Here is a 24,192-nt window from a genome sequence, read left to right on the forward strand (position 1 = left end):
TGAGTCTGAAATAAGTGACGGGGTGTAACCGGCATTCCGACAGATGGCTCGAGAAACTGGGGTAAACCAAAAACGACCAACCTGCGATGATATAGCTTCATTACATCTCTTCACCAAGGCAGGAGGCCGCAGTTATGACGATCGCAAAGTCCAACAGTTCTGACAAGTCCCACACACCGCAAAACCCAAAAGATTTATTAGCAGAACTGACCAATTCTCACTCAAAATTGATTTCCCTGGTTCGCACGGCGGTCGCTGAGGAAAAGTCTTTTGATGAAATCGAACGGAAAACAAAGCAGGCCGTTTTGGAGATTGGCCGTCAAGCCATGGGTCTGTTCGTCTCGCTCCAAGGAGACGGAGATCTCGGTTCCGAGGTCGTATCGACTAATAAAAAGCCACTTTATCGCTCCGAGGCTAAGTCGTTACCCCGAATCCGATCCATCTTTGGTGTTCACAGTTTCTGACAATACACATACGCCCCACAGGCCAAGAAACGCATCGAACTACTGCCAATCAGCGCATGGATGTCACTTCTGGAAAACCAGTGGTCATTTTTCCTTCAAGAGTTCTCGCAAATGCTTGTACCAGTGCTTACACCGTTGACCCACACCAGCGTACTGCCGAGGACGTAACAGATGCATTATTCCGGGAGGAGATCTTGGAGGAACCAATGACCACTCGCCCCGAACCAAAGAACAAAAACACGACAGCTCATCTGCCTCTATCGGAGGACAACGGCGATGGGACAACTGTTGAAATCACGGCCATTACTGTGGGAGTTAGCTGGTTGGCTGAGCAGGTTGCAGCTAGGCGAAAGCCTGGTCAAAAGCTCCCTATTCTCCAAAATGGCCTTCGAGGCGAAAAGAAGAAAGAACTGGACAGGATATGTGGCTACTTGGAGCAGAACACAGATCGAATGCGGTATGATGTTTACTTGGCAGAGGGCTATCCGATAGCTTCGGGCGTGATAGAAGGAGCTTACTGTCACTTGGTAAAGGATCGGATGGAGCGAAGTGGCATGCGTTGGCAACTTAAGGATGCTCAGAGCATGCTTCACGTGCGAACCTTACACCAAAGCGATCACTTAAGATGCTTCTTGGACGATCGCATAAAAACTGAGGTCGCAGCATTTCACCCGAATCGATCGCTACTAACCAACTACGAAACCATGGTACTAGCATGCTAACGCATCGGAATGCCGGTTACACCATTCTGAACCTAAGGTGGAGTATCGGTAGTCAACGCGTACCAAGACTAACGCGATCGACGCCAGAGTCGTAGCCTGAACCCCTTGCAGAACCAATTTCAGATAGGCTTACTTCGACTGAATTTTAGGGAAAAAACTGAAATGAATGCCGTTATGATCAAGAATCGGGCTTGATACGAAAATGGCTGTTAAGGGACAAGTTAGTTAGTATCTGTCCCGAACCGTTTTTTTGGTTGAAAGTATCGTAAATTCAAAAAAAAGCTCCTCGAAGATTGGTAGTTGAAGCGATGTCGCGGTTGTTCGAAGGTCGGCTGGGAACGTTACCTTCAACTGACAATCCTTGGCCGCGACCTGCACACGCCCGGCCGCGTGCTGATCGCTTCAAACTTTGCTAACTAAAACCAAGACCGCACCACCGATTCGCGGAATCAAGTTCTTTGCGGGACAGACGCTCGTTAGATGTTGCAGCTACTGAATCTCGTTCCGGAAAGCTCGAATGAAAGTGGTTTCGCCAATGTTCAAACGCTGGTCTAGGAATCGATTGATGAGGTCGGCAGCGAGACCTGGTAGTTCCATGCTCGTGGAAATTGGTTCGTACCGGCCTTTTTGTAGTCGATAGAATTGCACCGACTTGCCGTCATGTCGCCAAACCTCTCGCACTTTCATGTCTGCGAACAGTTCTAACTTGTCAATTGCGGAGTTGGTCAGCTCTACCTCGACCACCAAGTCCGGTGCCGGATCAACTTCAAAATCAAGTTCCTCCTTCGCCAGCACTTGGTTTAAATTGGTGATGTAGTAAGACTCATCTGCTTCGTGGCCTTTCTTGATATCGCCACGTTTCACGGTGACCGAAGCAACACTAAGTATCTCGATGCCCCTGATCTCTGAATAGGTTTCGATCATGCGACCCATGAGACGGCCAAGGTGTTCATGTTTACGCCTAGGGCTCATCATTTCCAAAATTCCGCCACTGTAGGTCATACGCGGAATGCTGCCTCGACGCTCATCGGCCAGTGCGACAAATGTTTCCCAGCTGACATTCTCTATAACCATTCGCGTCTCGGGGGCTTCGTTGATGACGGCACTCATTGTTGGGAACTCCCTAAAAAATTCTGCTGCTGCTTGCTCTTAATTGTAACATGAGGTTGATGAAATCAACGGAATTCGTTGAGTGCGCCTAACTTTTGACCGTGGGGCGAGCTCCATCGCGAGAATTTCGCGAGGTCTTTAAGGCTCTATACGGGGATTTCGCCTTCTAGTTGCGGGCTTAGCGGCTTTGCGAGCTAGGGGGGAGGCGTTACACTCTAGCCCCGCATAGATCACCTAAATAGTATAGTCTGTCTCCGTTTTTTGACACGTCGTTGCAGATCAGCTCATGAAGTACTCCATCGCACTCATCTCACTTTTGGCCGTCTTTTGGCTGACGTTGTCGGGGTACTTTTATGCATTCCTTTTGCTCTTAGGGGTGTTGTCTTGCCTCTTTGCGTTTTGGATCGCTAGACGGATGGATATCGTGGACAACGAAGGGGTCCCGGTTCAGATCGGGGGCGTGGCACTTATCAAGTACTTTTTTTGGCTGGTGAAGCAAATCGCGATTTCGAACATGAACGTGATCAAGATCGTCATTAGCAAGAAACCAGAGGTTCGCCGTGCAATGTTCCAGGTTCCAGCGTCTCCTAAGTCATCCATCGGGCAAGTTATTATGGCAAACTCCATTACCTTAACTCCGGGGACGGTTACCACTAGTATTCAACCGGACTCGATGCAAATTCATGCTTTGGTCGATCCCGGGACAAATGATCCCACCATTCTTGAGATTGATCGGCGAGTTCGTGAGTTGGAGGGGCTCTAAATGTCCGAATGGCGCGAGTTACTTTGGAGTTCCGGGCTGATTGCAGTCGCACTAAGCGTTCTTGTGACGCTAACGTTCGCCTTTATGCGGTCGCGGTTAGGGCCAACGGTCTTTGATCGGATCGTGGCTTTAAACATGTTCGGTACCAAGACGGTATTGTTGATTTGTGTCATCGCATTTTGGTCGGATCGAACTGACTTTTTGGATCTAGCATTGATCTTCAGTTTGATGAATTTCATCGGAATGGTGGCGGTATTGCGATTCACTACGGTTGGCGATTTTAAGGGAGACCAGCTGCAATGATAATGGAACTTTTGAGCTGGATCGTCGTTATCATCGCCTCGATATGCATCTTGGGCGGAGCGTTCTGTTCTGTTGTCGGCGGACTTGGGATTGTTCGTTTACCCGATTTCTATTCGCGTCTTCACAGTGGTGGGGTCACCGATACGGCGGGCGCGGGGCTCATTCTGTTGGGATTGATGATCTATTCGGGATTCAATCTGGTGACGGTCAAGCTATTGATGATTCTGTTTTTCTTTCTGATCACAAGTCCGAGTGCGTGCCATGCCTTAGCAAAAGCTGCGATGCGACAAGGAGTGGAACCTGAGCTTGACAAGCCGTCTGGGACTGAGACTTAGATGGAAACAACTACAACAATGAAACTCTTCGGCTGCTCGTGGCTTCTTTTGAGATGCGGGCAATTCCATGGTGGTGCTAACTAAAGATGGACATAGTACGTTTCGGAATACTTGGGTTGCTTATGGTGACCGCAGTCATGGTGGCGAGACAGCGCAACCTGTGGGCTGCGATCATGGCGAGCGGAATCTTTAGTTTCCTAGGTGCAAGCTGGATGATGCTGTTGGATGCGCCGGATGTTTCCTTTACGGAAGCTGCCGTGGGAGCAGGGATCTCAACGGTTCTAATGTTGAGCACGCTGGCCCTCGTTGGCAAGCAAGAGGTGGCAGGCAAAGTGAAACCGCTTCCACTTATCACCGTTACGCTCACAGGTTTGGCCTTGATTTACGGTACGCTTGACATGCCGCTGTATGGAGATCCCAATGCACCGATCCATCTGTACCCCAGTCCTGGTTACGTTGAGAAATCCATGCACGATATGCATGGGCTACCCAACGTCGTGACCTCCGTTCTAGGAAGCTACCGAGCGTTTGATACGTTGGGGGAAACCATGGTGGTTTTCACCGCTGGCATTGCAGCTTTGTTGATTTTGCTGAGCGATCCCAAAACACCACCTCCCACTCTGAGCGATGGAGCGGTCCCGGTCGAGCAAGCGCGATTACGGATGAGCGACTTTCTTATCATTCGAGTTGTCAGCAAGATGCTGATACCTTTCATCATCTTGTTCGGACTTTACGTTCAGTTTCATGGCGACTACGGTCCAGGCGGTGGTTTCCAAGCGGGGGTGATTATTGCTGCCGCGTTCATCCTCTACGGATTGGTGTACGGTCTCGACGCGACGCAGCGTGTCGCACCGAAGGGTGTTGTTGAGAAACTGTTAGCTTTGGGGTTGATGATGTATGCGGGGACTGGTTTTCTGACGTTGTTGATGGGAGGAAAGTATCTCGAATACAACGTTCTTGAACATCACTGGCTCGAAAAGTACCACGTCCCTAGTGGGCAACATCTGGGGATTTTTTTAATCGAACTCGGAGTCGGTTTGACGGTTACATCGGTCATGATCACGATTTATTACGCGTTTGCAGGTAGGCGACCCGCTGTATGAGTACCGCTCAACTTTTCGGTTTATTCAACTATTGGGTGTTCGTCTTTCTGATGATGCTGGGCTTTTACATGGTGATCGCGCGCCACAACTTCATCAAGAAGATCATCGGCGTGAACATCTTTCAGATCGCAGTCATCTTGATGTACATCACCATGGGCAAGGTGGATGGCGGAACGGCCCCGATCGTGAAAGCAGAGATCGCAAAACACTTCGAACATCACGATGACCACCATCCGAATGATACGCATGACGATGATGGCGCTAGTGATGAAACCGCCGAAGTAACCACAAAGGAAGTCAAGCCCGCTTTCGTCGACACGACCGTCTATTCGCACCCACTGCCGAGCGTTTTGATGCTGACCGCGATCGTGGTCGGCGTGGGAACAACTGCCGTCGCCTTATCTTTGATTGTTCGAATTCGGGAGGATTATGGAACCATTGAAGAGGATGAAGCGTTAGCCATGGATATGGCCATGGAAAAGGCGATGGATAGGAGTGAAGCGTAATGGAACATTTGCCTATCCTACTCGTTGCGATACCCATGATGGCAGCACCTGCGTGCTTGCTACTAGGGCATCGACGGTTGGTCTATATTTTCACCTTACTCATTACATGGATAACCTTTGCCAACTCCTTGATGTTGCTGAGCAAGGTTCTCGACTCGGGTAAAATCAATTACCAGATCGGTGCTTGGGCCCCTCCTTACGGTATCGAGTTTGTGGCAGATCACCTGAGTGCGTTTGTCGCGATGTTCGTTTCTGGGATGGGGGCGATCGTGCTGGCGTATGCTCCTAGATTGGTTGAGGTGGAGATACCTGCTTCCCGGCAGCATTATTTTTGTAGTTTGTATCTGACTTGCTTAACAGGCTTGTTGGGGATCACACTGACGGGTGACTTGTTCAACGTCTTCGTGTTTTTGGAGATCTCTTCTCTATCGACTTATGCATTGATCAGCTTGGGCAAGGATCGGCGGGCCGTCTTGGCATCGCTGCAATACTTGTTCATTGGAACGATTGGTGCCACGTTCTTTTTGATCGGGGTGGGCTTGCTGTACCAAGTGACAGGTTGCTTGAACATGCATGACCTAGCTGGCCGATTAGTAGAGCTGGAGACGGTCAATGCACAAGGCGTTATTTTACTTCCATCGACTCGCACGCTCCGGGTCGCGTTGGCATTTATGACGGTCGGCTTGGCGGTGAAGATGGCGGTCTTTCCGGTCCACAAGTGGCTTCCGAATGCCTACACTTATGCGCCAAATGTGGTGACCTGCTTTTTGGCTGCTACGGCTAGCAAAGTGGCCGTTTACGCATTGATTCGTTTGATCTTTGGCGTATTCACGATGGAATTTTCGTTCGATCTTTTGCCAATGAGGTACGAGCTGATTCTGCTATCGTTTTTCGGAATTTTTGCGGCATCTCTAACAGCGATTCTACAGAACGATGTCAAGAAGATTCTCGCCTACTCCAGTGTCGCCCAGTTGGGTTACATGGTTTTAGGGGTCAATCTGATCAATGTGATGGGGCTCAGCGGTGCGATTGTGCACATGTTTAATCATGCTGTGATTAAGGCCGCTTTGTTCATGGTCGTTGGCTGCATGGCTTATCGATTAGGATCGGTTCAGCTCGATGATTGGAAGGGAGCGGGTAAAACGTTGCCATGGACTTCCTTTGCCTGGGTGCTTGCGGGATTGGGATTGATCGGAGTTCCACTCACGGCTGGCTTTATCAGCAAATGGGCATTGTTGCTGGCACTCGCACAGGAAGAAAAATGGATACTTTCCGGTGCCATGGTAATCAGCTCCATCCTGGCGGTTATCTATGTTTGGAGGGTTGTCGAAGTGTTGTACTTTAGCGAACCCAGCGAAAAGGCTAGTCAGGCCAAAGAAGCACCGCTGTCAATGCTATTTCCCACGTATGCCTTGATCGTGGTGATGTTCGTCTTCGGATGTTGGACCGATTACTCCTTTGGGATCGCACAGCAAGCCGCAACCCAATTGTTGGAGGTAGCTGCGAAATGACCAATGATCAACTACTGATAGTCTCCCTGGCGTTACCGCTTATCGTTCTGCTGTTCAATTTTCTATTTGGTTTCAAAGCGAATTTGCGAGATGGAACGACAGTCGTATTGGCGTGTGTCTTGTTCGGTATCAATATCAAGCTCGCGACTCAGGTTTTTGGCGGAGAGTTGGTTGCTTGGGAAGGATGGGAGGTGATGCCGGGCTTTCGTATCGCCTTTTCCATTGAACCGCTCGGGATGTTATTCGCACTGGTGGCATCGGGGTTGTGGATTTTGACCACCATCTATGCTGTAGGTTACATGCGTTCCCATCATGAAGCGAACCAAACACGTTTCTTCGGATGCTTTGCGTTAGCAATATTCGCGGCAACAGCTGCGGCGTATTCCAAAAATTTGTTCACACTGTTCATAGCTTACGAGCTGATGACCGTTTCGACCTATCCACTCGTGACCCACCATGGCACGACCGAGGCTCGCAACGGTGGTCGGGTATACATGGGAATCCTTTTCACGACCTCGATTGGTTTTTTGCTGCTAGCTTTGGCCTGGACGCAACAGATCGCCGGTACTTTGGATTTCCGGGTTGGTGGTATTCTTGCGGATGCCTATGAATCGGGACGAGTGTCGGGTACAAAGCTAACGATACTTTTGGCTTTGTACGCGTTCGGAATAGGCAAAGCGGCCTTGATGCCGATCCATAGATGGTTGCCAGCAGCGATGGTTGCGCCGACACCGGTGAGTGCTTTGTTGCATGCGGTCGCGGTGGTGAAGGTTGGTGTGTTTTTCGTTATGAAGGTAGCGGTATTCGTCTTCGGGATGGATCTGCTGCGCCAAACGGAGGTTAGCGTTTGGCTTTGCTATGCTGCGGGAATATCTCTATTGCTGGCCTCGATTGTCGCCATGACCAAGGACAATTTAAAGGCGAGACTCGCTTATTCGACAGTTGGCCAATTGTCCTACATTACTTTGGGGGCTGCGTTAGCGACACCCAACAGTGTGATAGGAGGCGGCATGCACATCGCCATGCACGCGGTAGGCAAGATAACTTTGTTCTTCTGTGCAGGTGCGATCTATGTTGCCACACACAAGAAATATATCAGTGAGATGCGTGGGCTCGGGAGGCAGATGCCATTCACTTTTGGTGCTTTTCTCGTTGCGTCGCTTTGCATCATAGGTTTGCCACCGGGCGGTGGTGCATGGAGCAAATGGTTCTTGGCGACGGGGACGGTGGAGCGAGCCATGGAGAATGGCCAATCGCATTTCTACTTTTTGACCGCTGCCTTAATGATCAGTTCCTTGTTGAACATCGCCTACCTCATCCCGATTCCCATGTTGGCCTTTCTCAACATACCAGAAAAGGATGGCGATTCTGAACAGGACAGCCATAGCGAGAGCAGCGAGGAATCCCACGGTCATGGTCACAGCGATGAACATGGCAATGGACATCACAAAGCATCCGGAGGCGAAGCTCCTCTGGCGTGTGTGATTCCACTTTGCTGCACAGCCTTGATCAGCGTCATTTTATTTTTCACTGCTGGATGGATCTACGATGTCCTACTGCCAATCACTAAAAGCTAGCCGAATTAGTTTCCATGCAAAATAGTCAACCGCACGAGTCATCGCATGATGGTCACAAGCCAACCGATTTGAGTTGGTTCGATCACCCATCCAATGTTCGAAAGATCATTGTGGGCTTGATCGTAGCCTGCGTTGTTTTGGTTCTCGCCGATCTCTTTTACACCAACGATCATCCTCACTTTTCCTGGGAGACCATCTTTGGCTTCCAGGCATGGGTGGGCTTTGTTGCGTTCGTAGTTATCGTGTTTCTTGGCCGATTCTTGAGGCTGTTCGTTCGTCGAGAGGAGAACTACTATGACTGAGATTCTCCCTCCAGGTTGGGTGTTGATGCTGGGGAGCCCGTTGTTGCTGTTGCTTCCCAAGAAGTTTCGCCCCTACGGCGTGCTTGGACTATCGGTGTTGAGTTTGATGCTGTTTCTGGTGTTGCGTCCGACGACGGCATCGTTTTCGTTGTTCGGGCTTGAATTGCAACCGGTTCGGGTCGATTCCCTTTCGTGGCCGTTCGTTTTGGTTTTTCATATCGCAGCCATTCTGTCGAGTATCTATTCGTTGCATTCGAATGATCTCAAGCAGCAGATAGCAGGGTTGGTGTATGGGGGCGCGGGTATTGCGGCCGCTTGTGCAGGGGATCTGGTATCGCTGTTTGTGTTCTGGGAAATAACGGCGATATCCAGTGTGTTTCTGATCTGGGCGAGTGAAACGCGCGCTTCGTATCGGTCCGGGATGCGTTATTTGATTATTCAGGTCGGATCGGGCGTGTTGCTTTTATCTGGTGCCATTGTTCAATTTGTAGAAACCAAGTCGATCGCCTTCATCCCTATGGCAAACGATGGTTCTTCATTGAGTGTGGGAGCGTGGCTGATTCTCGCGGCGTTCGGAATCAAGGCGGCGTTTCCGCTCATGCACAATTGGTTACAGGATTCTTATCCACAAGCTACGGTGACCGGCACCGTTTTTCTAAGTGCGTTCACGACGAAGCTCGCCATTTACGCGTTGGCACGAGGATTCGCGGGCTTTGATTTGTTGATTGGGATCGGATGCGTAATGACGTTATTCCCAATTCTCTTTGCCGTGATAGAAAACGATCTGCGTCGCGTTCTGGCTTACAGTCTGAACAATCAGCTCGGATTCATGGTAGTAGGAATCGGCATTGGTACAGAGCTCGCCATCAATGGAACCGTGGCGCATGCTTTCTGTCATATCATCTATAAAGCACTTCTGTTCATGTCGATGGGGGCGGTTTTGTTGCGGGTCGGAACGTGCAAGGGAACCGAACTAGGTGGATTGCACAAATCGATGCCGTGGACCACGACCTTTTGCATTATCGGGGCAGGTGCCATCTCTGGATTTCCTCTGCTGTCAGGATTTATCAGCAAGTCGATGATTATCTCCGCAGCTGGTGAGGAGCATCTGCTTTGGGTTTGGATCACGCTGTTGATTGCATCCGCAGGGGTTATGGAACATTCTGGGATCAAAATTCCCTTTTTCGCATTCTTTGCTCACGATTCTGGCAAGCGGGTGAAGGAAGCTCCTCTCAACATGCTAATCGCTATGGGAGCGGCCTCTGCGTTGTGTATAGGTTTGGGAGTAGCTTATCCGTTGCTGTACAGAATATTACCTTACAGCTTTGGAGATCATCCTTACCATCCGTATACGATCCCGCACGTTGTGGGGCAGTTGCAGCTATTGGCGTTTGCGGCTTTGGCGTTCGTATTCTTGATCAAGTTTCATTTGTACCCCGCCGAAGAACGAGCCACAGTCCTGGATACCGATTGGTTCTATCGCAAGCTAGCTCCGAAAGTTTTGGGGGTGATAGGTACGGCTTTCCAGTCGTTTGATCAATGGGTGCGAAGCCTCGCTCTTCGAGGGCTCAAGTGGATTCATGAAGGATTTCGAATCAGCTTTAGTGAGCAAGGAGTTATGGGTAAGCCGTGGTCGACTAACGCTATGGCCTTTTGGGCAACGCTGATGTTGGTCGTGGCTTTGCTCATGAACTACTTGAACATGCAGTGATAGGTAATATGGACCAACAGTATGTTCAAAGATGCGAAAGGATCGGATAATGGTACACACCAGATTCCAGCGGGCGTTAAATCGAGTCATCCGAACAGCAAACCGCTTGGGAAGCGTTTGACACACATTCTCAGGCGTGGACATTTGTACCTTGGTTTGTTTTTATTACCCTGGGCTTTGCTTTACGGCGTAACTGGTTTTCTCTTTAATCATCCGACTTGGTTCTCGGATTCTCCGGTCATCTTTTTCAATAGCCAGGATTTGGTGGGAACCGATTTGGAGCAACCACCTGAACTGAATGCTTTTGCAGAGTCGGTCGTCAGTGTTTTGAACGAGCATAACCCATCTGCTGACAAGTGGTCTGTGGAGCCGGGTACAGCGCGATTTACGGGGCGTGATGCTTTTGTTGCAAATGTTCAGTCGGGAACGCGGCAGTTTTTCTTTGTACTCGATTCCAACATGAGAACGGGATTGATACGAGAGAACACGACCAAGCGGCCGAAGCAAACCGTTGCTCCGTTCGCGACATCGGAACTGTTAAAGGGGAGCGATCCAAGTGTTGTGAGCAAACCAGCGGGAACCAGAACGCTCGATGGTTTAACGCAGTTGCATTCCATCGTGGATTATTTACAAAATGCTGCACCGACTATCATGGAACGCAAGGGATTGCCTAGCGGAATCGCCACAGTGAACAGTGTTCCTGACTTAAAGTTTCTAGTCACCTCTGAGGAGGGACGATGGACTGCTTCGTATAATCTGTTGACGAAGCAAGTTAGTGGAGTCGAGGGAGAGCCAGCAATTGATTTGCCTTGGCGCAGTTTCCTGTTGCTTATGCATCTTGGTCACAAGTATCCAGGTGAAGTGAACACCAAGTGGTTTTGGGCACTCGGGGTAGATGCTATGTCACTCACTTTGTGTTTTTGGGGACTTTCGGGGCTCGTAATGTGGTGGCAGATCAAAGCAGTTCGCAGTTTGGGGATTGTTGTTTTGATCGCGAGCGTCATCGTTGCGTCGATTCTGGGCCTGGCAATGTACAGCACATTTCTTGGGTGATGCCCGTGCTTTGCAGTCAAGACTCCGTAGCAGTAGGCCGTAACAGGGCTTTGCGAACCACTTTTTATTAGATCAATATCAGAATTCGGGGGCTTTGGAGCGACTGATCGTCTTAGTACAATATGATTAGGGGCATTGATTCAGCAAGAGTTGGGCCGATCGTTGTCTTGCCTATGTCCCTAGACGGTTTGGGGCTGCAAGCATGGCTTTCTCGTTGTGTAGGTCAACATGGAACGAAGTGGAATCACAAGTGGTGAAGTGAGCGAAACGATCGCAGCTTCCCCATTCGGCAATCAGCGAGATGCGACCCCGCGTTTTCAGTTCCCAATCGCGTTGATGATGGTGCTAATCGTTGTATGCATGGCATGCTTTTCGATTACCTTGATGGCCTTGCGGATTCCAGAGGTGCAAGGTTTGGTCAGAGATCTGTTCGGTGGCAGCAAGGGGGCGAGATCGACTGATTACGGTTCGCATTTGCGTTTCTTGATGGTCTGTTACTCTGCCCCTTTGATGATCACTGGGCTTGCTGGCGTTGTGTACTATGTATCGGTTTGGGTAAGGGGTTCCAAATCGGAAGTAGAAGATGACGAAGACGATTCTCCCTTTTCCTAATGATCTTCGGATTTTTGTAGAGCATTGATTGGTGTAGGTGAATAATGACCGAGCTTCAAAAAGCGATCGAGCGACATTTGGGACTCACCTTTTCTAGCGAAGAGGTTACGTACTATCAACTGCTTGATGTTCCCATCGATTCGGACAACGAGGCAATTCTCAAGGCCTTGAAAGAAGCCGCTGATAAATGGAATCGATCGGATAGGAAATCGAATCCGCAAGGAGCGAAGGCCGTCGCTTCAATGCTCAAGGAGGCGCAGTCGACGTTGATGCATCCAGATAAACGCAAAGAGTATGACTTGCGGATCGGATCAATTGTTGGAAGCAAAGAGAGGGAGGCATGTGCTTGGGATGCACCTTTTGATATTGCGATGAGATTGCCTGATTATGACATCCGTGACTTTGGAACACCAGAATCGCTTTGGTCGGAACTCGTAACCGCAACATCACTGGAACCGTTCCTGAAGGACTCGCGAGTACCAATGGTTAGTGCTTCGGTTCAGCAAGTTGCCTTGGGGGGAGCGGCACGGTCTGTCGGATCGTTAGCTGGCAAGCAGACGGCAGCTAGTCCTGGAACGGACCGAGTTGCATTGCTGAAGAAAAAGAGACAACGTCAACAGCTTATTATGGCATCCGGATTGATCGGAGTCGCGTTCCTGTTCCTAGGCGGTGCTAGTATCTACTACTACAGCAATCAACTGAAGCTCGCGGAAGCGAATGCGAAAAGCGAAGCGGAGAGGCCTCCTGCGGCAGCAAATCCAACGGGAGCCGACGATCCTTTCCTGCCGGGAGTCGCGCCGAACACCAATGAGCCAGGCAAGCAGACGGCTACTAGACCGAGCGACTTTCGATCCAATTTGCCGAGCATATCGAGAGATATGGGAGGGGGTACGACCGATTCTGCGGAGGGAATGTCAATCGAACCGTCAATGCAGAATGGTGACGGCATGCGTGGGGCCGTTGCAGGTATGGGGGCCGACCCTGCTGTCATGCCCGATCCTCAAGGGGGTAACGTGGCTATGGAATCCCAGCCGATGATGGCGGATACGAAGTGGTCGGCGACCATGACCAAAGCCCGAGAGGCGATCGCCAGGGCCGATTTTGAAGTCTTTAAGGAAGAAATCGAACGTGCATTGCTTTTGGGCAAGACGCAGGAACAAGAAGCCAAGTACAAGCGTTTGGACCAGCTGGGGCAACTCTACGAGATTGGTGTTGACGCGATGAAGGAGGCCAGAAAGAGTCTTCGAGGGGCAGAGACATTGTCCGTTGGCAATCGGAAAATCGCCATTGTCGAAGTCAAAGAGGATGCACTGATTGTCCGCCAGAGTGGAGATAACGAGATGTTCGCTTGGAACGCCTTGCCACTTGGAATCGCTCTTGCGGTTTCGAAGTTCACGTTAAGTGAAACGGATCCGACGGATGTCGCTGCACGTGCGGTTTATTTGTCTTTTTTGCCAGACAAAACACCTTTTCACGATAAAGCCATCGAGGGCTTGTGGGAAGCTTGTTTGGGAAAAGGATCGATTCGGGAAGATTTGCCCCAAGCTTTGACAGATATGTACGAATAGTTAGAGTCTCGCAATCGTAATCATCCAGCCAAGAGAGAAAGGCGATGGAAGCGGAGAATGATCGGCTTCGAAATGAAGATGAGGTAGCTGAGGTTGAAGATCCAGCAACCCAGGAGGTTGCTCAACCGCCTGTATTGCCCGTTGCCCCGCCAGTTCTGCCGCGAATGACTCCCAGGTGGAAGAAACGGGCGTTGCTGTTTTCTGCTGGCGTATTGGTTGTCTCGAGTATTGCGTGGGCGACATCACCTAGACCATCGTTGCTAAACAAGGCTGCCCGTGAAGCCACCGCTAAGCTGCAAGATTCTCGCGGTTCGGAGTTTGGTAAGGATTTCTTAGCTAGATTCAATTCGGAGATTTTACGTGGGATTCAAGAAGCGGATTTGGAGGTAGCAGAGCAAGCCGACTGGTACACCATCTGTCGCAGGATTAGTCTGGCCCTCGTCGGGACGGGCATGTCGCTCGAAGAGATCCGGGCTCTTGAGCGGATCGCTGAGCCGGATCGAGTTCGATGGTGGACGGAGTATTTGCTGCGCGACCGTCGCTCAGCAGATTACTTGGCAGAGCGATTGACTCGCGCCACGGTTGGAACGAATCAAGGAGCGTTCCTAGTCTTTCGACGTCGCAAATACGCCAAGTGGATGGCTGACGAGATTTATGCGAACGTGCCCTATGATGTTTTAGTCCGAAAGCTTATCACTGCGCAAGGATCTTGGACTGATGCACCTCAGGTCAATTACTACACGGCAGCTATAAGTGATGGGAGTGATAACAAGCCAGACCTCGTGCAGATCACAGGACGCACGTCGCGAGCTTTTCTAGCTCAGAGAATCGATTGCCTGCAATGTCACCGAGACTATTTAGGAAACGTAAATTTTCTCAGCGGCATGCACGCTGGGGATACTTCGCCAGAAGAATTGTCGTCCGCCGAAAATGGTGAGGGAGCAGAGACTCGCGAAGGAGAGCAAGAGGATTTTCATCGCCTAGCAGCATTCTTTGCTGGACTGGGTATGGATACCCCGTTCGTTGGTTTGCGTACCAAGCCGGAGGACTATCAAGTTCGCTTGCTAGATTCGGCGGAAGACACGGTCATGGAAAAAGGGGTTCCCTACTATGCTGAATTGCTTCCCGAATCGGGCGAGCCGCGGGAGAGACTAGCTCAATGGATAACCCATCCTAAGAACCGAGCCTTTGCCCGAGCTACAGTCAATCGCGTCTGGGCCATGCTGTATGGTCGGCCGTGGATCCAGCCGGTGGACAGCATTCCGCTCGATGGACCATTCCCTCGGGGTTTTGAGCTTTTGGTCGATGATTTTGTAGAGCATCATTTTGATTTAAGGCGTTTGATTCGGCTGATCGTTTTTTCCGATGCCTTTCAGCGTGATTCACGACTGGTTGAAAGCGAACCAACGGAGAAACACGAAGAGCTGCTAGCAGTCTTTCCGTTAACACAACTCCGACCGGAGCAAGTCGCAGGAGCCATTCATCAAGCTTGCCGAGTAAAAGCGATCAATGAATCCAGTTCGATCATCTCGAGGCTCGAGCTGTACGGTGGGATCACCGACTTCACCAAGGCGTACGGCGACCGCGGTGATGACGAATTCGACGAATGCCCGATTACCATTCCGCAACGTCTACTAGTGATGAACGGAGGTTTTATTCAGAGTCGCATTAACGAGAATCCGATCATGAATGCTGCCACTCGAATCGCGAACCTAGCAACCAACGATGAGGCAATGATCAGATCGGTGTATCTGGCTGTTCTAAATCGCTTACCAACCGAGATAGAAACCAAGGCCTTTTTAGAGACAATGTGTTCGGGTGACGAGCAGAATAAAAAGTTACAGGTAGAAGATATTTACTGGACCCTTTTGAATAGCACGGAGTTCTTATGGAACCATTAGTAAGGAATGTCCATGGACATCAATCCGTATCGGGGGGGTGTGCGTCGCTACACCAATGGGAGCGTCGACGATTTTTGGCGCAGAGCGCTGGTATGGCTGCGGGGGCCATGGGCGGTTGGACAGCATTTGCAGAACAGTTAGCTCGTGGTTCTGTAGCCAACATTGCTAGCCCGAAGAGCAAGCGACCTAAAGGACTGATATTTCTCTGGTTGCAGGGTGGCCCAAGTCAACTTGAGACGTTCGATCCGCATCCTGGCAGGAAGATTGGTGGGCTAGTCAAGGGAGTGGATACTTCGATACCAGGAGTTCAAATTTCTGACTTGCTACCTCAAACCGCGGAGATCATGCATCTCGCGACGTTGGTACGTTCGATGACGTCGAAAGAAGGGGATCATGAGCGCGCCACGTACACCATGAAGACTGGCTGGCGCCCCGATCCCACTTTGATTCATCCCGCCATTGGATCAGTCTTGTGTCATCAGACCGAGGGAAATATTGAAATCCCGCGTCATATCTCGATCTTGGCGAGCCAATGGCCTGCACGCGGTGGTTACATGGGCCCGGAACTCGACGCGTTCCAGGTTGGTGATCCCAGTGCTCCGATCGCCAATCTGCGAAGCCCAGTGGATTCCCTTCGGAGGGATCGACGGATAGCTCATTTGCAATCCATTGCCGAAGCGGAGTTCCGAAGAGGTCGTCTAAGAAACATGGATGCCGAACGCACACAACAACTCACTGCAACGCAGCGAGCATTGCGCATGATGGACAGCGAGCAGATCGCTGCATTTGAGATCGATCGCGAACCCGAATCGGTTGTCAAGCGATTCGGTGATAGCTCCTTTGGCCGGGGCTGCTTAGCTGCCATACGATTGATTCAACAAGGAGTTACATGTGTCGAGGTGGAGCTAAACGGTTGGGATACGCATGCAAACAATCATGGATTTCACCAATCGCAGTGCAAGATTCTCGATTCAGCCCTCTATGGCCTAATCACAGAACTCGAGCAGCGGGACATGTTAAAAGATTCGGTCGTCGTTTGTGGAGGCGAGTTTGGTAGGACACCGAGAATCAACGTTGCGGAGGGGCGTGATCATTGGCCAACGGGCTTTAGTACTGTTCTATTCGGAGGACCGTTTCGCCAAGGCTTCGTGCACGGTGAAACCTCTCCAGAAGATCCGGCAACGGGTGAAGACCCTCTGAATAGAATCGTGGATCCAGTGCGGATCGAGGATCTGCACGCCACCATACTCGATTCGTTCGGAATTGATTTTTCGCAAGAGTTGCAGACCCCTGTCGGGCGTCCCTTGGCACTCAGTCAGGGCGTCGTTCAAAGAGATTGGTATCAAGGCTAGTTTTGCAAAATTCTTGGACGACTGGTCTCTCTACTAATCTGGCATTGGTGTGAGGACGGCACTTGAGCAGATGCTGTTGGGCTTGTTCTAATGTCATACCACGATGTTTGACTAGCCAGCAAATGACGACCGTCGCGCTGCGAGCCCGACCTGCTTTGCAGTGCACATAAACCTTGCCGCCACGAGATGCATGCGATTGCAGAAATTCGACTCCGCGAGCTACAGAGTCCAAAGTGGGGGGCTGAAAATCAGTCGTCGGGAGCCAAAGCTGTTCGATGCCTTGTTGCCGATAAAGTTCGACATGCCCCTGAAACTCTTCGCACATATTCACCACGCCGGTCACCTGCAAATCCGTTGCCAAGGTCTGCACATCTTTCCTTAGCGGACGGGCACCTAGAATAACGTGCTCGTCCACATCGTCCCACCAATGACGGATTCGCAAGACTCTACCAAGCAAAAGATTCCAAAGGAATGTGGGCCAAAAAATCAATCTCGCAAACCAAGGCGGCACGATTCTAGTTCCCCAAATCCAATGCGATCCAAGCCGATTCCGATTTCATGATCAGCGTTGAGCCTTCGTATGCGGGAATTGCCCGATAGACTCCCTTTGGCAAAGTTGTTTCCCAAAGTACACGATGCTGCGTCGGATCAGGCGTGATCGCTTTAAGCGAACCATCGACGCCCGCGATGAGGATCTTATCTCCAATAACAATACTGTGAGAAATGGTGAAGCCGGTTTGTTCCCAAGCCACTGTCCAGTCCTTCGTAGCGATACACTTGTAGCTGCCGTTATTAAAATCCTCCCGGCCGTCGCAGCCGTAGATATAATCACCGAGTTGCACCGGAGTCGCATATTGGCTACTCAGGATCTCTCCAAAGTTCATGATGCGTACATTGGTTTCATCCGCTTCGATAACGACATTGCCAACATCGTAAGCAGCGGTCAAAAGGAAACGCCCCTCGGTGAGTCGCAAAGGTGTCGCGGCAACGACAGATTGGGAGCGTCTGCCGAAAGGTAATTTCCACAGCTCTTTCCCTTCCGCCACAGTAAGCCCATACACGGTCGTGCGAGTCGGGACGATAGCCACGTCGGACTTGGTGGCAGATGCTAGGATAGGGGACGCGTAGCTGGCTTCTTCTTTGGTGACACTCCACAGGGTTTCACCATTGGCCAGGGACAAGCACACGATTCCTCCCTTGCGTCCTCCTACAACGACGATAACTCGGTCGTTCACCACTAGCGGCGTTGAGCCAACTCCAAAGAAGCCTTCCTCGGCTTGATACTCTTCCAAAAGCTTTCTGCTCCAACGTGTTTTGCCAGTAGCTCGATCGAGGCAGTGTGCTTCTCCGCCAGAATCATAGAGGACGATTCCATCCTCGGTAATGGTCGGAACACATCTGGGGCCTTTATCAGCATCCATTCCCCCAAAGAACATCGTCGGCAGAGTTTGATTCCAAATCTCTTTACCAGTGAAGAGATCCACGAGCCGAACCCGATTCTCTCTGCCTTTGCGATCGAAAAGGCAAACTTGGTTTCCAGCGATACTAGCCCCCGCGTAGCCTTGTCCTGCTGGCAACTCCCATTGGATCTTAGGAGTGCCCGTTATCTTTTCGCTAAGAGTCGATTTCTCGGACGCTCGACCATCGCGTTGAGAGCCGAGCAAGCCAGGCCAATCGCAGTATCCCTGGGATATTCCCAGAAGGGGCGCGGCTAAAATGGCCAGCCATCGAATGGCTATAGCTCGGTTAGCAAGCAAGCAGGATGATTTCATTTTTTGCTCAGTTGGATAGGCCGTAGAGGACCATGTTGATTGCAATCTTAAATGCGTCGTCACGAACGTAGCCTTTGCATTGCATCGAATGTTTGGATTCCATCGCACAGCTCAAATCGTTGGGAGAGAACAACGCGATAATGCGACCGTTCCATTCTAGCCCTTCGATCTCTGGAGTTCCTTGGCGTTTGGCTCGTCGCAAGTCATTTGCTCCGCTGGAGGGATCGACCAAGGTGACATTGGTTATGTCAAAGCCTTCAAAAGCGTCAGGATCTTCCTTGGTCATAAAGGGGTGGTTCGAATCCAGGACAATCCACTTGGCATCGGGCATTGCTTTTTTAAGTTCCTCGCGAACCGATTTAGAAAATTCACCTGATGCACATATCGAATCGCCGAGAACGAACCCGCCGGTTTCGAAGTGTCGCCTAAGCCCTCGTCGTTCGGCTTCACTGAGAGTAAAAGCGGTGCGTCCATGAATGTAGAGAAGTGGAAATTTTTCGAGCTCCGGATCTGCTAACGAGATGAGGGGCGTTTCAAGGTCGACCAGCGAACGAGTCTTTTCTCGATAGACGCTTAGCATCGTGACAACCGCTCGCGATGCGTCATCAGCACCTCCCGAATGCATGATCTTAGCGATCTTCAACGTACCTCGATTCAGAGACTGGGTGTTGGTAGGAACCTGAACGAGTTCGAGGGAGTCGAGTTTCTCCTTTAGCTCGCGGCCGGTTGCGTAAGCAATCACGTTAACCCCGATTTTTACCGCGTTGTCGATATCCTTTTTGACCCGCCCGGTGATGGCCTGGGATGGTCCCCAAGGACGAGCCAATTCCCAGCGGCATGACAAACTGATGGGAGAATAAATGACACTCGTTCGGCAGCAAGCGTCGAGGCCATACAGCCAAAACCCTTCAGGCATAGCACTGGGATCGATCGTGGCTTCGGCATTCCATACTGCATGCGTCGGAGGTAGTTTGGTCAACGGTCGGTCAAAGATCTTCTCCATCTCCGCGCGGAACGATTTATCAAAGGCTTCTCCATCGCAACCATCTCCGTTGCAGGCTTCTGCGAAAATGATGTTCCCTTGCTCGACGTAGCTCTTGAGTAGCTTTCGCTGTGGCTCGGTAAGCCGGAAAGCTTTTGAGCCACTGATGAAGAGAACAGGTGTTTCAGCAAGGGTCGGGAGCGTTGCACGTTCGATATTGATCGACTGCCAAGCCAGTTCCCGCTTCCAGACTTTCTCAATTTGTCCGGTTAAGTTCTGTACAGAACGACGATGGAGTTGCCAATCTCTACCGTTTCCGTGCTCCAAGTGCCCGATCACAACTTGTCGCTTGCCTTTGGCAAGGAACAAAAGTGCCATGGCTGTGCTGATGTGTTCGAGTTCAATGCCGGATCCACGGATTTTTCCGCTTTCGTCCTGGATCTTTAGCAAGTGCTCGGCTCCGGCGCGATACCAATCAATTCCACCGATGAACCGCTGGCCAGTGAGCCGCCCGACTCTTTCCAGTGCGTAGAGATAATACATGGCCCACGCCCCTTCTCCGCCAGGATTCGATGAGACGGAAAAAGACCTCGCCAACCATTGCATTCCTAGCTCAACCGGATCGACCTCTTGGGCAGAATTACCACAGCACTGTAACTGGTCCCCCGAGATTCGTGCATCCACTCCCTCTGCTGCATCGCGTAGGATTAGCATGGATGCGATTCCTGCACAAGTCATGGAACCTGAAACACCCCGCGTATTGCGATAACCCCAGCCTGAGCCCAGATGGGTGTTTCGCCAATAAGCGAGCCCTTTTCGAACGCTATCAGGAGGGATCTCAACTCCTAATTTGCTAGCCTCCCAAAGTGCAAGTACGGCGAACTGGGCATTAGATTCGTCCGAGGGGATTCGATTCGACGGTCTGTATCCCCACCCGCCATCGCTATTCTGTAGATCCAGTAACAACTTGACATCATTCTCGATGATCCCCATGTCTCGAGCCGGTTCGGCGAGGCAGAACACCATGCAATGAACTGCTATCTCATAGGTATGCTGAGGTGTGGTGCGTCTCAGAAGCCGGAGGGTCTTCTGAATACGAGGATCGGATGGTTTTTCACCGGCATTGAGCAGTGCAAGTGTTACCATCGCCGTTGCGCCCGAGCCATAGTCGTCAAAGCCTGACCAGCTCCCGTTAGCTCGCTGCTCGCGATATAGAAAAGCGATGCACTTACGAATCGCGTTCTCAACTCTAGCGGGAGTAGGACCGCCGGCCCCTTGAGCATGTAAGGAGCCGCCTCCCAGGAAGGAACATGCAACCATGCTCGCCAGCACCAGCAGACTCAATAAGCGTGAGGCTAACATTCCGTTCTCCCTTGGATCTATAGGTTGCCGCTATTTTATCAGGTATCGGACACGATCTTCTGTAACAGGAGCAATGATACCTCGTTCGGTAACGATCGCTGTAATCAATTCGGCTGGGGTCACATCAAACGCTGGATTATACACCGCGATCCCGTCAGGAGCGGTTTGCCGCCCAAAGGCATTCGTGATTTCCTCGCCCTTGCGTTGTTCGATCGGAATCTGGCTTCCCTCTACAATTGACAAATCGAATGTACTCGTTGGAGCAGCGACGTAAAAAGGAATTCCGTGAAACTTCGCCAAAACCGCTAGCCCGTATGTGCCGATTTTGTTGGCTGTATCGCCGCGAGCTGTAATGCGATCGGCCCCAACAATGACCGCTTGCACTCGTCCCTCGCGCATGACTTGGGCGGCCATGGAGTCACATATCAACGTACAAGGAATATCTCTTTGCTGGAGCTCCCAAGCCGTCAAACGAGCACCTTGTAGCAACGGCCGTGTCTCGTCCGCATATACCTGTAACGTTTTTCCGCGATCTTGAGCCGTGAAGATGGCCGATAAAGCGGTCCCATATTCGGAGGTCGCCAGGCCACCGGTATTGCAGTGGGTGAGGACACCGGTAACTCCCTCTAGCAGATCGGCACCATACTCGCCAATCGTATGGCACATGCGACGATCTTCGTCGTGAATCACCAACGCTTCACGCAGAAGTGCTCGAACTAGCTCATCGGAATTGGCAACGTTTGGGTTCCGCTTTAATACCGATCGCATCCGATCGAGAGCCCAAAACAAATTGACTGCGGTTGGCCGACTGGTTGCTAAGGTCTCGCAATCGGCTGCAATCTGAGCGATCGCATCTGGAACCGACAACCCCCTCGCTTTTTGAGCACTGATAACCACCCCGTAAGCGGCCGCGATCCCAATAGCTGGTGCTCCGCGAACTCGCAGTGAGACGATGGCTTCAAAGAGTTGCTCGATGGTCTCAATCGCTAAGACATGGACTTCCAGTGGGAGTCGAGTTTGGTCAAGCAACTCAAGATGCCCGTCGATGTCCCCGGTCCAACAAATCGATTGAACGGGAACTAAACTCATGAGGCAGACTCGTCCTGTGGAGAATCGGGATCGGGAAATGGAGTGTTGAGCAAGGCCTTGGCGCTAGCAACCAATTTGTCCATGGCAAATGGCTTGTGGATGTAGTCATCGGCCCCCAGCATTCTTGCATAAGCTTGATGCCTTTCTCCCTCATTGCCGGTCACCATGATGACTCGAATGCCATCACGTTTGGTTCTGCGCAAATGCTCGAGCACCAAGAAGCCGCTTCTGCCGGGCATCATCATGTCCAGCACCATCAAGTCGGGCTTGATATGGTCGACCGCTTCGACCCCTTGGTCACCATCGGGAACGTGTGTAACCTCGAATCCCAATCCCTCGAGGGCGTATTTTACAGGATCGGCGACCTCGTAATCATCGTCGACGATTAATACGCGGGGCACGCGGTTTTCAGATTGCCAAGCTGGTTCAATCGGCATTTTTGCAGCAGTCGCAAGGGAGCAAATTCGGTGGGTAAAAGAAATCGCACGGCAGGCAAATGCGTGCATTTCTACAACGTTGTTATACCAAGGGGATTAGGAGTACGAAACCTTTCTTCCGAACCCGAACCGTTCTTGCAGGAAAATTTGGGATTTGCTACCAGTTTAGCTAAAAGACGATCAACAATTTTCTGCATAAAACTCACCTTTGGTTCGCCAAAAGATCACCGGAAACTTCGTGGCCCCCAAGCGAATTCGGAAAAAACGATTTCTGCACGAATCGACGCAACGACGGTTGTGCCGAGCCGCTGTTTTCTTGTTCGGAGTTCTCCCCCTTTTCCTAACGCTAGCATTCCTCATCGTTTCCAAAACCTCTTGGTACCAGTGGGAGCGAGCAGCAGCGTGGCGAGAAAGAATACGCAACAACCTGGGGCTCGATGTTGATTTCTCCTCCATTAAGCCCCTGTCGCCTCAACGGTTTGAAATCCACGAGCTGGTTTGCTTTCACCCAGAAACCCGCTCCCCGATCCTGCGATCGGAACGGGTCGAAGGATTGATGACCACAAAGGGCTGGGCCATCACATTGCATGGGGCTGAGCTGGAGCAGAACCAAGCTGACTTGGCAGTCCGAATCATTCACGACTCCTTTTTATGTCGACCGCATAATGCGGTCCGTTTGCTAAAGCTCTCTGTCCCGGAACTGGTGTTGCAAAATACATCATCGCTCTCCCTTTCTTCGGAGCCCCGATACTTGCCGAATCGATTGTACCGAGTCGAAGCCGAATACAGCCCTTCCATGCAAACCTCGGATCTCAAGCTGCGATTCGCACTTACCCCCACCTCCGAAATTGAGCCGATCGCGGTTCATATTCGCAGGCAACATAGCGATCAAATTCCCGTTACAGACTGGGCCGTACATACGGGCAAATCCCCGTTTCCATGTTCTATCCTTTATCCGTTTCTGCCAAACCTCGAGTCACTGGGCGAATTGGCTAGTTTCACAGGCAAAGCCGATTACTCCTCGACCGGTTCTCAATGGAGTCTGTCAGGCGTTTTCGAGAACTTAGATTGGGAACGATTCGGCAAGGATATTGGATCGCCCTTGCTTGGTAAGGGAACGTTGCTCGTCTCTAGCGCCAAGATCAAGAATCAGCGACTCGAGTCCTTCGAGGGAGAGATTCGTGGCGGAAGTCAGGTGAATTTCAACTGGCTTCGATATGCCCCGATCCAATTGCACGCCCCTCACAAGTTCGCGGTTGATGACCGATCGCATCTACCGGTCAACGATCTCAAGCTCCTCGTCCGTATCGACTCGCTGGGTATTCATTGTCGAGGCGGCTTGAGTGAAGAGCAAGATGGATTCCGGCTCACCGGCTTGATAGATCAACGTGAGGTCTACGCTGCGACTCAAACCATTCGCTTTGACAGACTGTTTGATTGGATGGCAAGTCATCGAGTGAACTACGAATCCACGGAACTCGCAATAGCCATGAAGGAGCGATTGCAATCGAGCTTGGCTGGCTATCTGCCAATGCCTCATCAACCACTGCTCAGCGGCCCAAGCAGTCGAGTGGCCGCTCCGCTTTTGGATCAGTCTATGCAGCGTTAGGCCAAAACTGTGGCCATCTAGCCTCGGGAATGATAGCTGAGGCCCTGC

23 protein-coding genes are annotated in these 24,192 nt (G+C 51.1%); 17 read left to right on the forward strand and 6 right to left on the reverse strand.

Features of this window, described 5'->3' with window-relative positions; genetic code table 11:
- Nucleotides 1–134: 134 nt before the first annotated feature.
- Nucleotides 135–464 carry a hypothetical protein gene (locus SH449x_RS16215; protein ID WP_482377121.1) on the forward strand — a complete coding sequence of 110 codons (330 nt, stop codon included), beginning with the start codon at nucleotides 135–137 and terminating at the stop codon, nucleotides 462–464.
- A 56-nt stretch (nucleotides 465–520) separates the two neighbouring features.
- On the forward strand, nucleotides 521–1,186 hold the full coding sequence (locus SH449x_RS16220; protein WP_482381873.1) for a hypothetical protein: 666 nt from the start codon (nucleotides 521–523) through the stop codon (nucleotides 1,184–1,186).
- A gap of 489 nt (nucleotides 1,187–1,675) precedes the next feature.
- On the opposite strand, the gene SH449x_RS16225 is transcribed toward SH449x_RS16220, so the two are convergent.
- Nucleotides 1,676–2,296 (reverse strand): Uma2 family endonuclease, encoded by a 621-nt coding sequence (locus SH449x_RS16225; RefSeq protein WP_482377122.1) that lies wholly within the window; start codon nucleotides 2,294–2,296, stop codon nucleotides 1,676–1,678.
- Between the two features lie 286 nt (nucleotides 2,297–2,582).
- Between SH449x_RS16225 and SH449x_RS16230 the strand changes: the two genes are divergently transcribed.
- The 14 genes from SH449x_RS16230 to SH449x_RS16295 all read left to right on the forward strand — a co-directional run bounded on the left by SH449x_RS16230 (nucleotide 2,583) and on the right by SH449x_RS16295 (nucleotide 16,893).
- Complete coding sequence (locus tag SH449x_RS16230; protein WP_482377123.1) at nucleotides 2,583–3,059, forward strand: Na+/H+ antiporter subunit E; 477 nt, start codon at nucleotides 2,583–2,585, stop codon at nucleotides 3,057–3,059.
- Nucleotides 3,060–3,362 carry an MrpF/PhaF family protein gene (locus tag SH449x_RS16235; protein ID WP_482377124.1) on the forward strand — a complete coding sequence of 101 codons (303 nt, stop codon included), beginning with the start codon at nucleotides 3,060–3,062 and terminating at the stop codon, nucleotides 3,360–3,362.
- Nucleotides 3,359–3,697 carry a monovalent cation/H(+) antiporter subunit G gene (mnhG, locus tag SH449x_RS16240; protein ID WP_482377125.1) on the forward strand — a complete coding sequence of 113 codons (339 nt, stop codon included), beginning with the start codon at nucleotides 3,359–3,361 and terminating at the stop codon, nucleotides 3,695–3,697. Before SH449x_RS16235 ends, mnhG begins: the two co-directional genes overlap by 4 nt.
- 86 nt (nucleotides 3,698–3,783) lie before the next feature.
- A complete protein-coding gene (locus tag SH449x_RS16245) occupies nucleotides 3,784–4,800 on the forward strand; it encodes a Na(+)/H(+) antiporter subunit B (RefSeq protein ID WP_482377126.1) in 1,017 nt (338 codons plus the stop codon).
- Nucleotides 4,797–5,306: a sodium:proton antiporter gene (locus SH449x_RS16250; protein ID WP_482377127.1), complete on the forward strand. Its 510-nt coding sequence runs from the start codon at nucleotides 4,797–4,799 to the stop codon at nucleotides 5,304–5,306. Before SH449x_RS16245 ends, SH449x_RS16250 begins: the two co-directional genes overlap by 4 nt.
- Nucleotides 5,306–6,817, forward strand: a complete 1,512-nt coding sequence (locus SH449x_RS16255; RefSeq protein ID WP_482377128.1) for a monovalent cation/H+ antiporter subunit D family protein — start codon at nucleotides 5,306–5,308, stop codon at nucleotides 6,815–6,817. The genes SH449x_RS16250 and SH449x_RS16255 overlap by 1 nt, the downstream gene beginning before the upstream one ends.
- Nucleotides 6,814–8,394 (forward strand): proton-conducting transporter transmembrane domain-containing protein, encoded by a 1,581-nt coding sequence (locus tag SH449x_RS16260; RefSeq protein ID WP_482377129.1) that lies wholly within the window; start codon nucleotides 6,814–6,816, stop codon nucleotides 8,392–8,394. Before SH449x_RS16255 ends, SH449x_RS16260 begins: the two co-directional genes overlap by 4 nt.
- Nucleotides 8,395–8,408: 14 nt before the next feature.
- Entirely contained in the window at nucleotides 8,409–8,696 is a 288-nt protein-coding gene (locus SH449x_RS16265; protein WP_482377130.1) for a hypothetical protein, read from the forward strand.
- Nucleotides 8,689–10,407, forward strand: coding sequence for a Na(+)/H(+) antiporter subunit D (locus SH449x_RS16270; protein ID WP_482377131.1), 1,719 nt, complete (start codon nucleotides 8,689–8,691; stop codon nucleotides 10,405–10,407). Before SH449x_RS16265 ends, SH449x_RS16270 begins: the two co-directional genes overlap by 8 nt.
- A 21-nt stretch (nucleotides 10,408–10,428) precedes the next feature.
- Entirely contained in the window at nucleotides 10,429–11,460 is a 1,032-nt protein-coding gene (locus SH449x_RS16275; protein ID WP_482377132.1) for a hypothetical protein, read from the forward strand.
- Between the two features lie 228 nt (nucleotides 11,461–11,688).
- A complete protein-coding gene (locus SH449x_RS16280) occupies nucleotides 11,689–12,072 on the forward strand; it encodes a hypothetical protein (protein WP_482377133.1) in 384 nt (127 codons plus the stop codon).
- Nucleotides 12,073–12,116: 44 nt separating this feature from the next.
- Nucleotides 12,117–13,640 (forward strand): J domain-containing protein, encoded by a 1,524-nt coding sequence (locus SH449x_RS16285; protein ID WP_482377134.1) that lies wholly within the window; start codon nucleotides 12,117–12,119, stop codon nucleotides 13,638–13,640.
- A 44-nt stretch (nucleotides 13,641–13,684) separates the two neighbouring features.
- Entirely contained in the window at nucleotides 13,685–15,541 is a 1,857-nt protein-coding gene (locus SH449x_RS16290) for a DUF1553 domain-containing protein (protein WP_482377135.1), read from the forward strand.
- The gene (locus SH449x_RS16295) at nucleotides 15,529–16,893 is read left to right on the forward strand and encodes a DUF1501 domain-containing protein (protein WP_482377136.1); all 1,365 of its coding nucleotides are present in this window, start codon (nucleotides 15,529–15,531) and stop codon (nucleotides 16,891–16,893) included. Before SH449x_RS16290 ends, SH449x_RS16295 begins: the two co-directional genes overlap by 13 nt.
- Here the strand turns inward: SH449x_RS16295 and SH449x_RS16300 are convergent.
- Genes SH449x_RS16300 through SH449x_RS16320 form a run of 5 tightly spaced genes read right to left on the reverse strand, consistent with a single transcriptional unit; the run spans nucleotide 16,853 to nucleotide 22,535 of the window.
- Nucleotides 16,853–17,404 (reverse strand): phosphatidylglycerophosphatase and protein-tyrosine phosphatase 1 family protein, encoded by a 552-nt coding sequence (locus tag SH449x_RS16300; RefSeq protein ID WP_482377137.1) that lies wholly within the window; start codon nucleotides 17,402–17,404, stop codon nucleotides 16,853–16,855. The two genes, SH449x_RS16295 and SH449x_RS16300, sit on opposite strands and share 41 nt — an antisense overlap.
- 4 nt (nucleotides 17,405–17,408) lie before the next feature.
- On the reverse strand, nucleotides 17,409–18,665 hold the full coding sequence (locus SH449x_RS16305) for an outer membrane protein assembly factor BamB family protein (protein ID WP_482377138.1): 1,257 nt from the start codon (nucleotides 18,663–18,665) through the stop codon (nucleotides 17,409–17,411).
- A gap of 7 nt (nucleotides 18,666–18,672) precedes the next feature.
- Nucleotides 18,673–21,009 (reverse strand): DUF4159 domain-containing protein, encoded by a 2,337-nt coding sequence (locus tag SH449x_RS16310; protein WP_482377139.1) that lies wholly within the window; start codon nucleotides 21,007–21,009, stop codon nucleotides 18,673–18,675.
- A 30-nt stretch (nucleotides 21,010–21,039) separates the two neighbouring features.
- Nucleotides 21,040–22,098 (reverse strand): S-methyl-5-thioribose-1-phosphate isomerase, encoded by a 1,059-nt coding sequence (gene mtnA, locus SH449x_RS16315; RefSeq protein ID WP_482377140.1) that lies wholly within the window; start codon nucleotides 22,096–22,098, stop codon nucleotides 21,040–21,042.
- Nucleotides 22,095–22,535 carry a response regulator transcription factor gene (locus SH449x_RS16320; RefSeq protein WP_482377141.1) on the reverse strand — a complete coding sequence of 147 codons (441 nt, stop codon included), beginning with the start codon at nucleotides 22,533–22,535 and terminating at the stop codon, nucleotides 22,095–22,097. Before SH449x_RS16320 ends, mtnA begins: the two co-directional genes overlap by 4 nt.
- A gap of 238 nt (nucleotides 22,536–22,773) precedes the next feature.
- Between SH449x_RS16320 and SH449x_RS16325 the strand changes: the two genes are divergently transcribed.
- On the forward strand, nucleotides 22,774–24,144 hold the full coding sequence (locus SH449x_RS16325) for a hypothetical protein (RefSeq protein WP_482377142.1): 1,371 nt from the start codon (nucleotides 22,774–22,776) through the stop codon (nucleotides 24,142–24,144).
- The last annotated feature ends 48 nt before the right edge of the window (nucleotides 24,145–24,192 follow it).

Source organism: Brakhagea baltica (assembly GCF_052161605.1).
Taxonomy (GTDB): Bacteria; Planctomycetota; Planctomycetia; order Pirellulales; family Pirellulaceae; genus JBKCUI01.

Excerpts from the sequence above, each read along its gene's own strand:
- SH449x_RS16215 (WP_482377121.1), top strand. The coding sequence starts at position 135 with ATGACGATCGCAAAGTCCAACAGTTCTGACAAGTCCCACACACCGCAA.
- SH449x_RS16220 (WP_482381873.1), top strand. The coding sequence starts at position 521 with ATGGATGTCACTTCTGGAAAACCAGTGGTCATTTTTCCTTCAAGAGTT.
- SH449x_RS16225 (WP_482377122.1), bottom strand. The coding sequence starts at position 2,296 with ATGAGTGCCGTCATCAACGAAGCCCCCGAGACGCGAATGGTTATAGAG.
- SH449x_RS16230 (WP_482377123.1), top strand. The coding sequence starts at position 2,583 with ATGAAGTACTCCATCGCACTCATCTCACTTTTGGCCGTCTTTTGGCTG.
- SH449x_RS16235 (WP_482377124.1), top strand. The coding sequence starts at position 3,060 with ATGTCCGAATGGCGCGAGTTACTTTGGAGTTCCGGGCTGATTGCAGTC.
- mnhG (WP_482377125.1), top strand. The coding sequence starts at position 3,359 with ATGATAATGGAACTTTTGAGCTGGATCGTCGTTATCATCGCCTCGATA.
- SH449x_RS16245 (WP_482377126.1), top strand. The coding sequence starts at position 3,784 with ATGGACATAGTACGTTTCGGAATACTTGGGTTGCTTATGGTGACCGCA.
- SH449x_RS16250 (WP_482377127.1), top strand. The coding sequence starts at position 4,797 with ATGAGTACCGCTCAACTTTTCGGTTTATTCAACTATTGGGTGTTCGTC.
- SH449x_RS16255 (WP_482377128.1), top strand. The coding sequence starts at position 5,306 with ATGGAACATTTGCCTATCCTACTCGTTGCGATACCCATGATGGCAGCA.
- SH449x_RS16260 (WP_482377129.1), top strand. The coding sequence starts at position 6,814 with ATGACCAATGATCAACTACTGATAGTCTCCCTGGCGTTACCGCTTATC.
- SH449x_RS16265 (WP_482377130.1), top strand. The coding sequence starts at position 8,409 with ATGCAAAATAGTCAACCGCACGAGTCATCGCATGATGGTCACAAGCCA.
- SH449x_RS16270 (WP_482377131.1), top strand. The coding sequence starts at position 8,689 with ATGACTGAGATTCTCCCTCCAGGTTGGGTGTTGATGCTGGGGAGCCCG.
- SH449x_RS16275 (WP_482377132.1), top strand. The coding sequence starts at position 10,429 with ATGTTCAAAGATGCGAAAGGATCGGATAATGGTACACACCAGATTCCA.
- SH449x_RS16280 (WP_482377133.1), top strand. The coding sequence starts at position 11,689 with ATGGAACGAAGTGGAATCACAAGTGGTGAAGTGAGCGAAACGATCGCA.
- SH449x_RS16285 (WP_482377134.1), top strand. The coding sequence starts at position 12,117 with ATGACCGAGCTTCAAAAAGCGATCGAGCGACATTTGGGACTCACCTTT.
- SH449x_RS16290 (WP_482377135.1), top strand. The coding sequence starts at position 13,685 with ATGGAAGCGGAGAATGATCGGCTTCGAAATGAAGATGAGGTAGCTGAG.
- SH449x_RS16295 (WP_482377136.1), top strand. The coding sequence starts at position 15,529 with ATGGAACCATTAGTAAGGAATGTCCATGGACATCAATCCGTATCGGGG.
- SH449x_RS16305 (WP_482377138.1), bottom strand. The coding sequence starts at position 18,665 with ATGAAATCATCCTGCTTGCTTGCTAACCGAGCTATAGCCATTCGATGG.
- SH449x_RS16310 (WP_482377139.1), bottom strand. The coding sequence starts at position 21,009 with ATGTTAGCCTCACGCTTATTGAGTCTGCTGGTGCTGGCGAGCATGGTT.
- mtnA (WP_482377140.1), bottom strand. The coding sequence starts at position 22,098 with ATGAGTTTAGTTCCCGTTCAATCGATTTGTTGGACCGGGGACATCGAC.
- SH449x_RS16320 (WP_482377141.1), bottom strand. The coding sequence starts at position 22,535 with ATGCCGATTGAACCAGCTTGGCAATCTGAAAACCGCGTGCCCCGCGTA.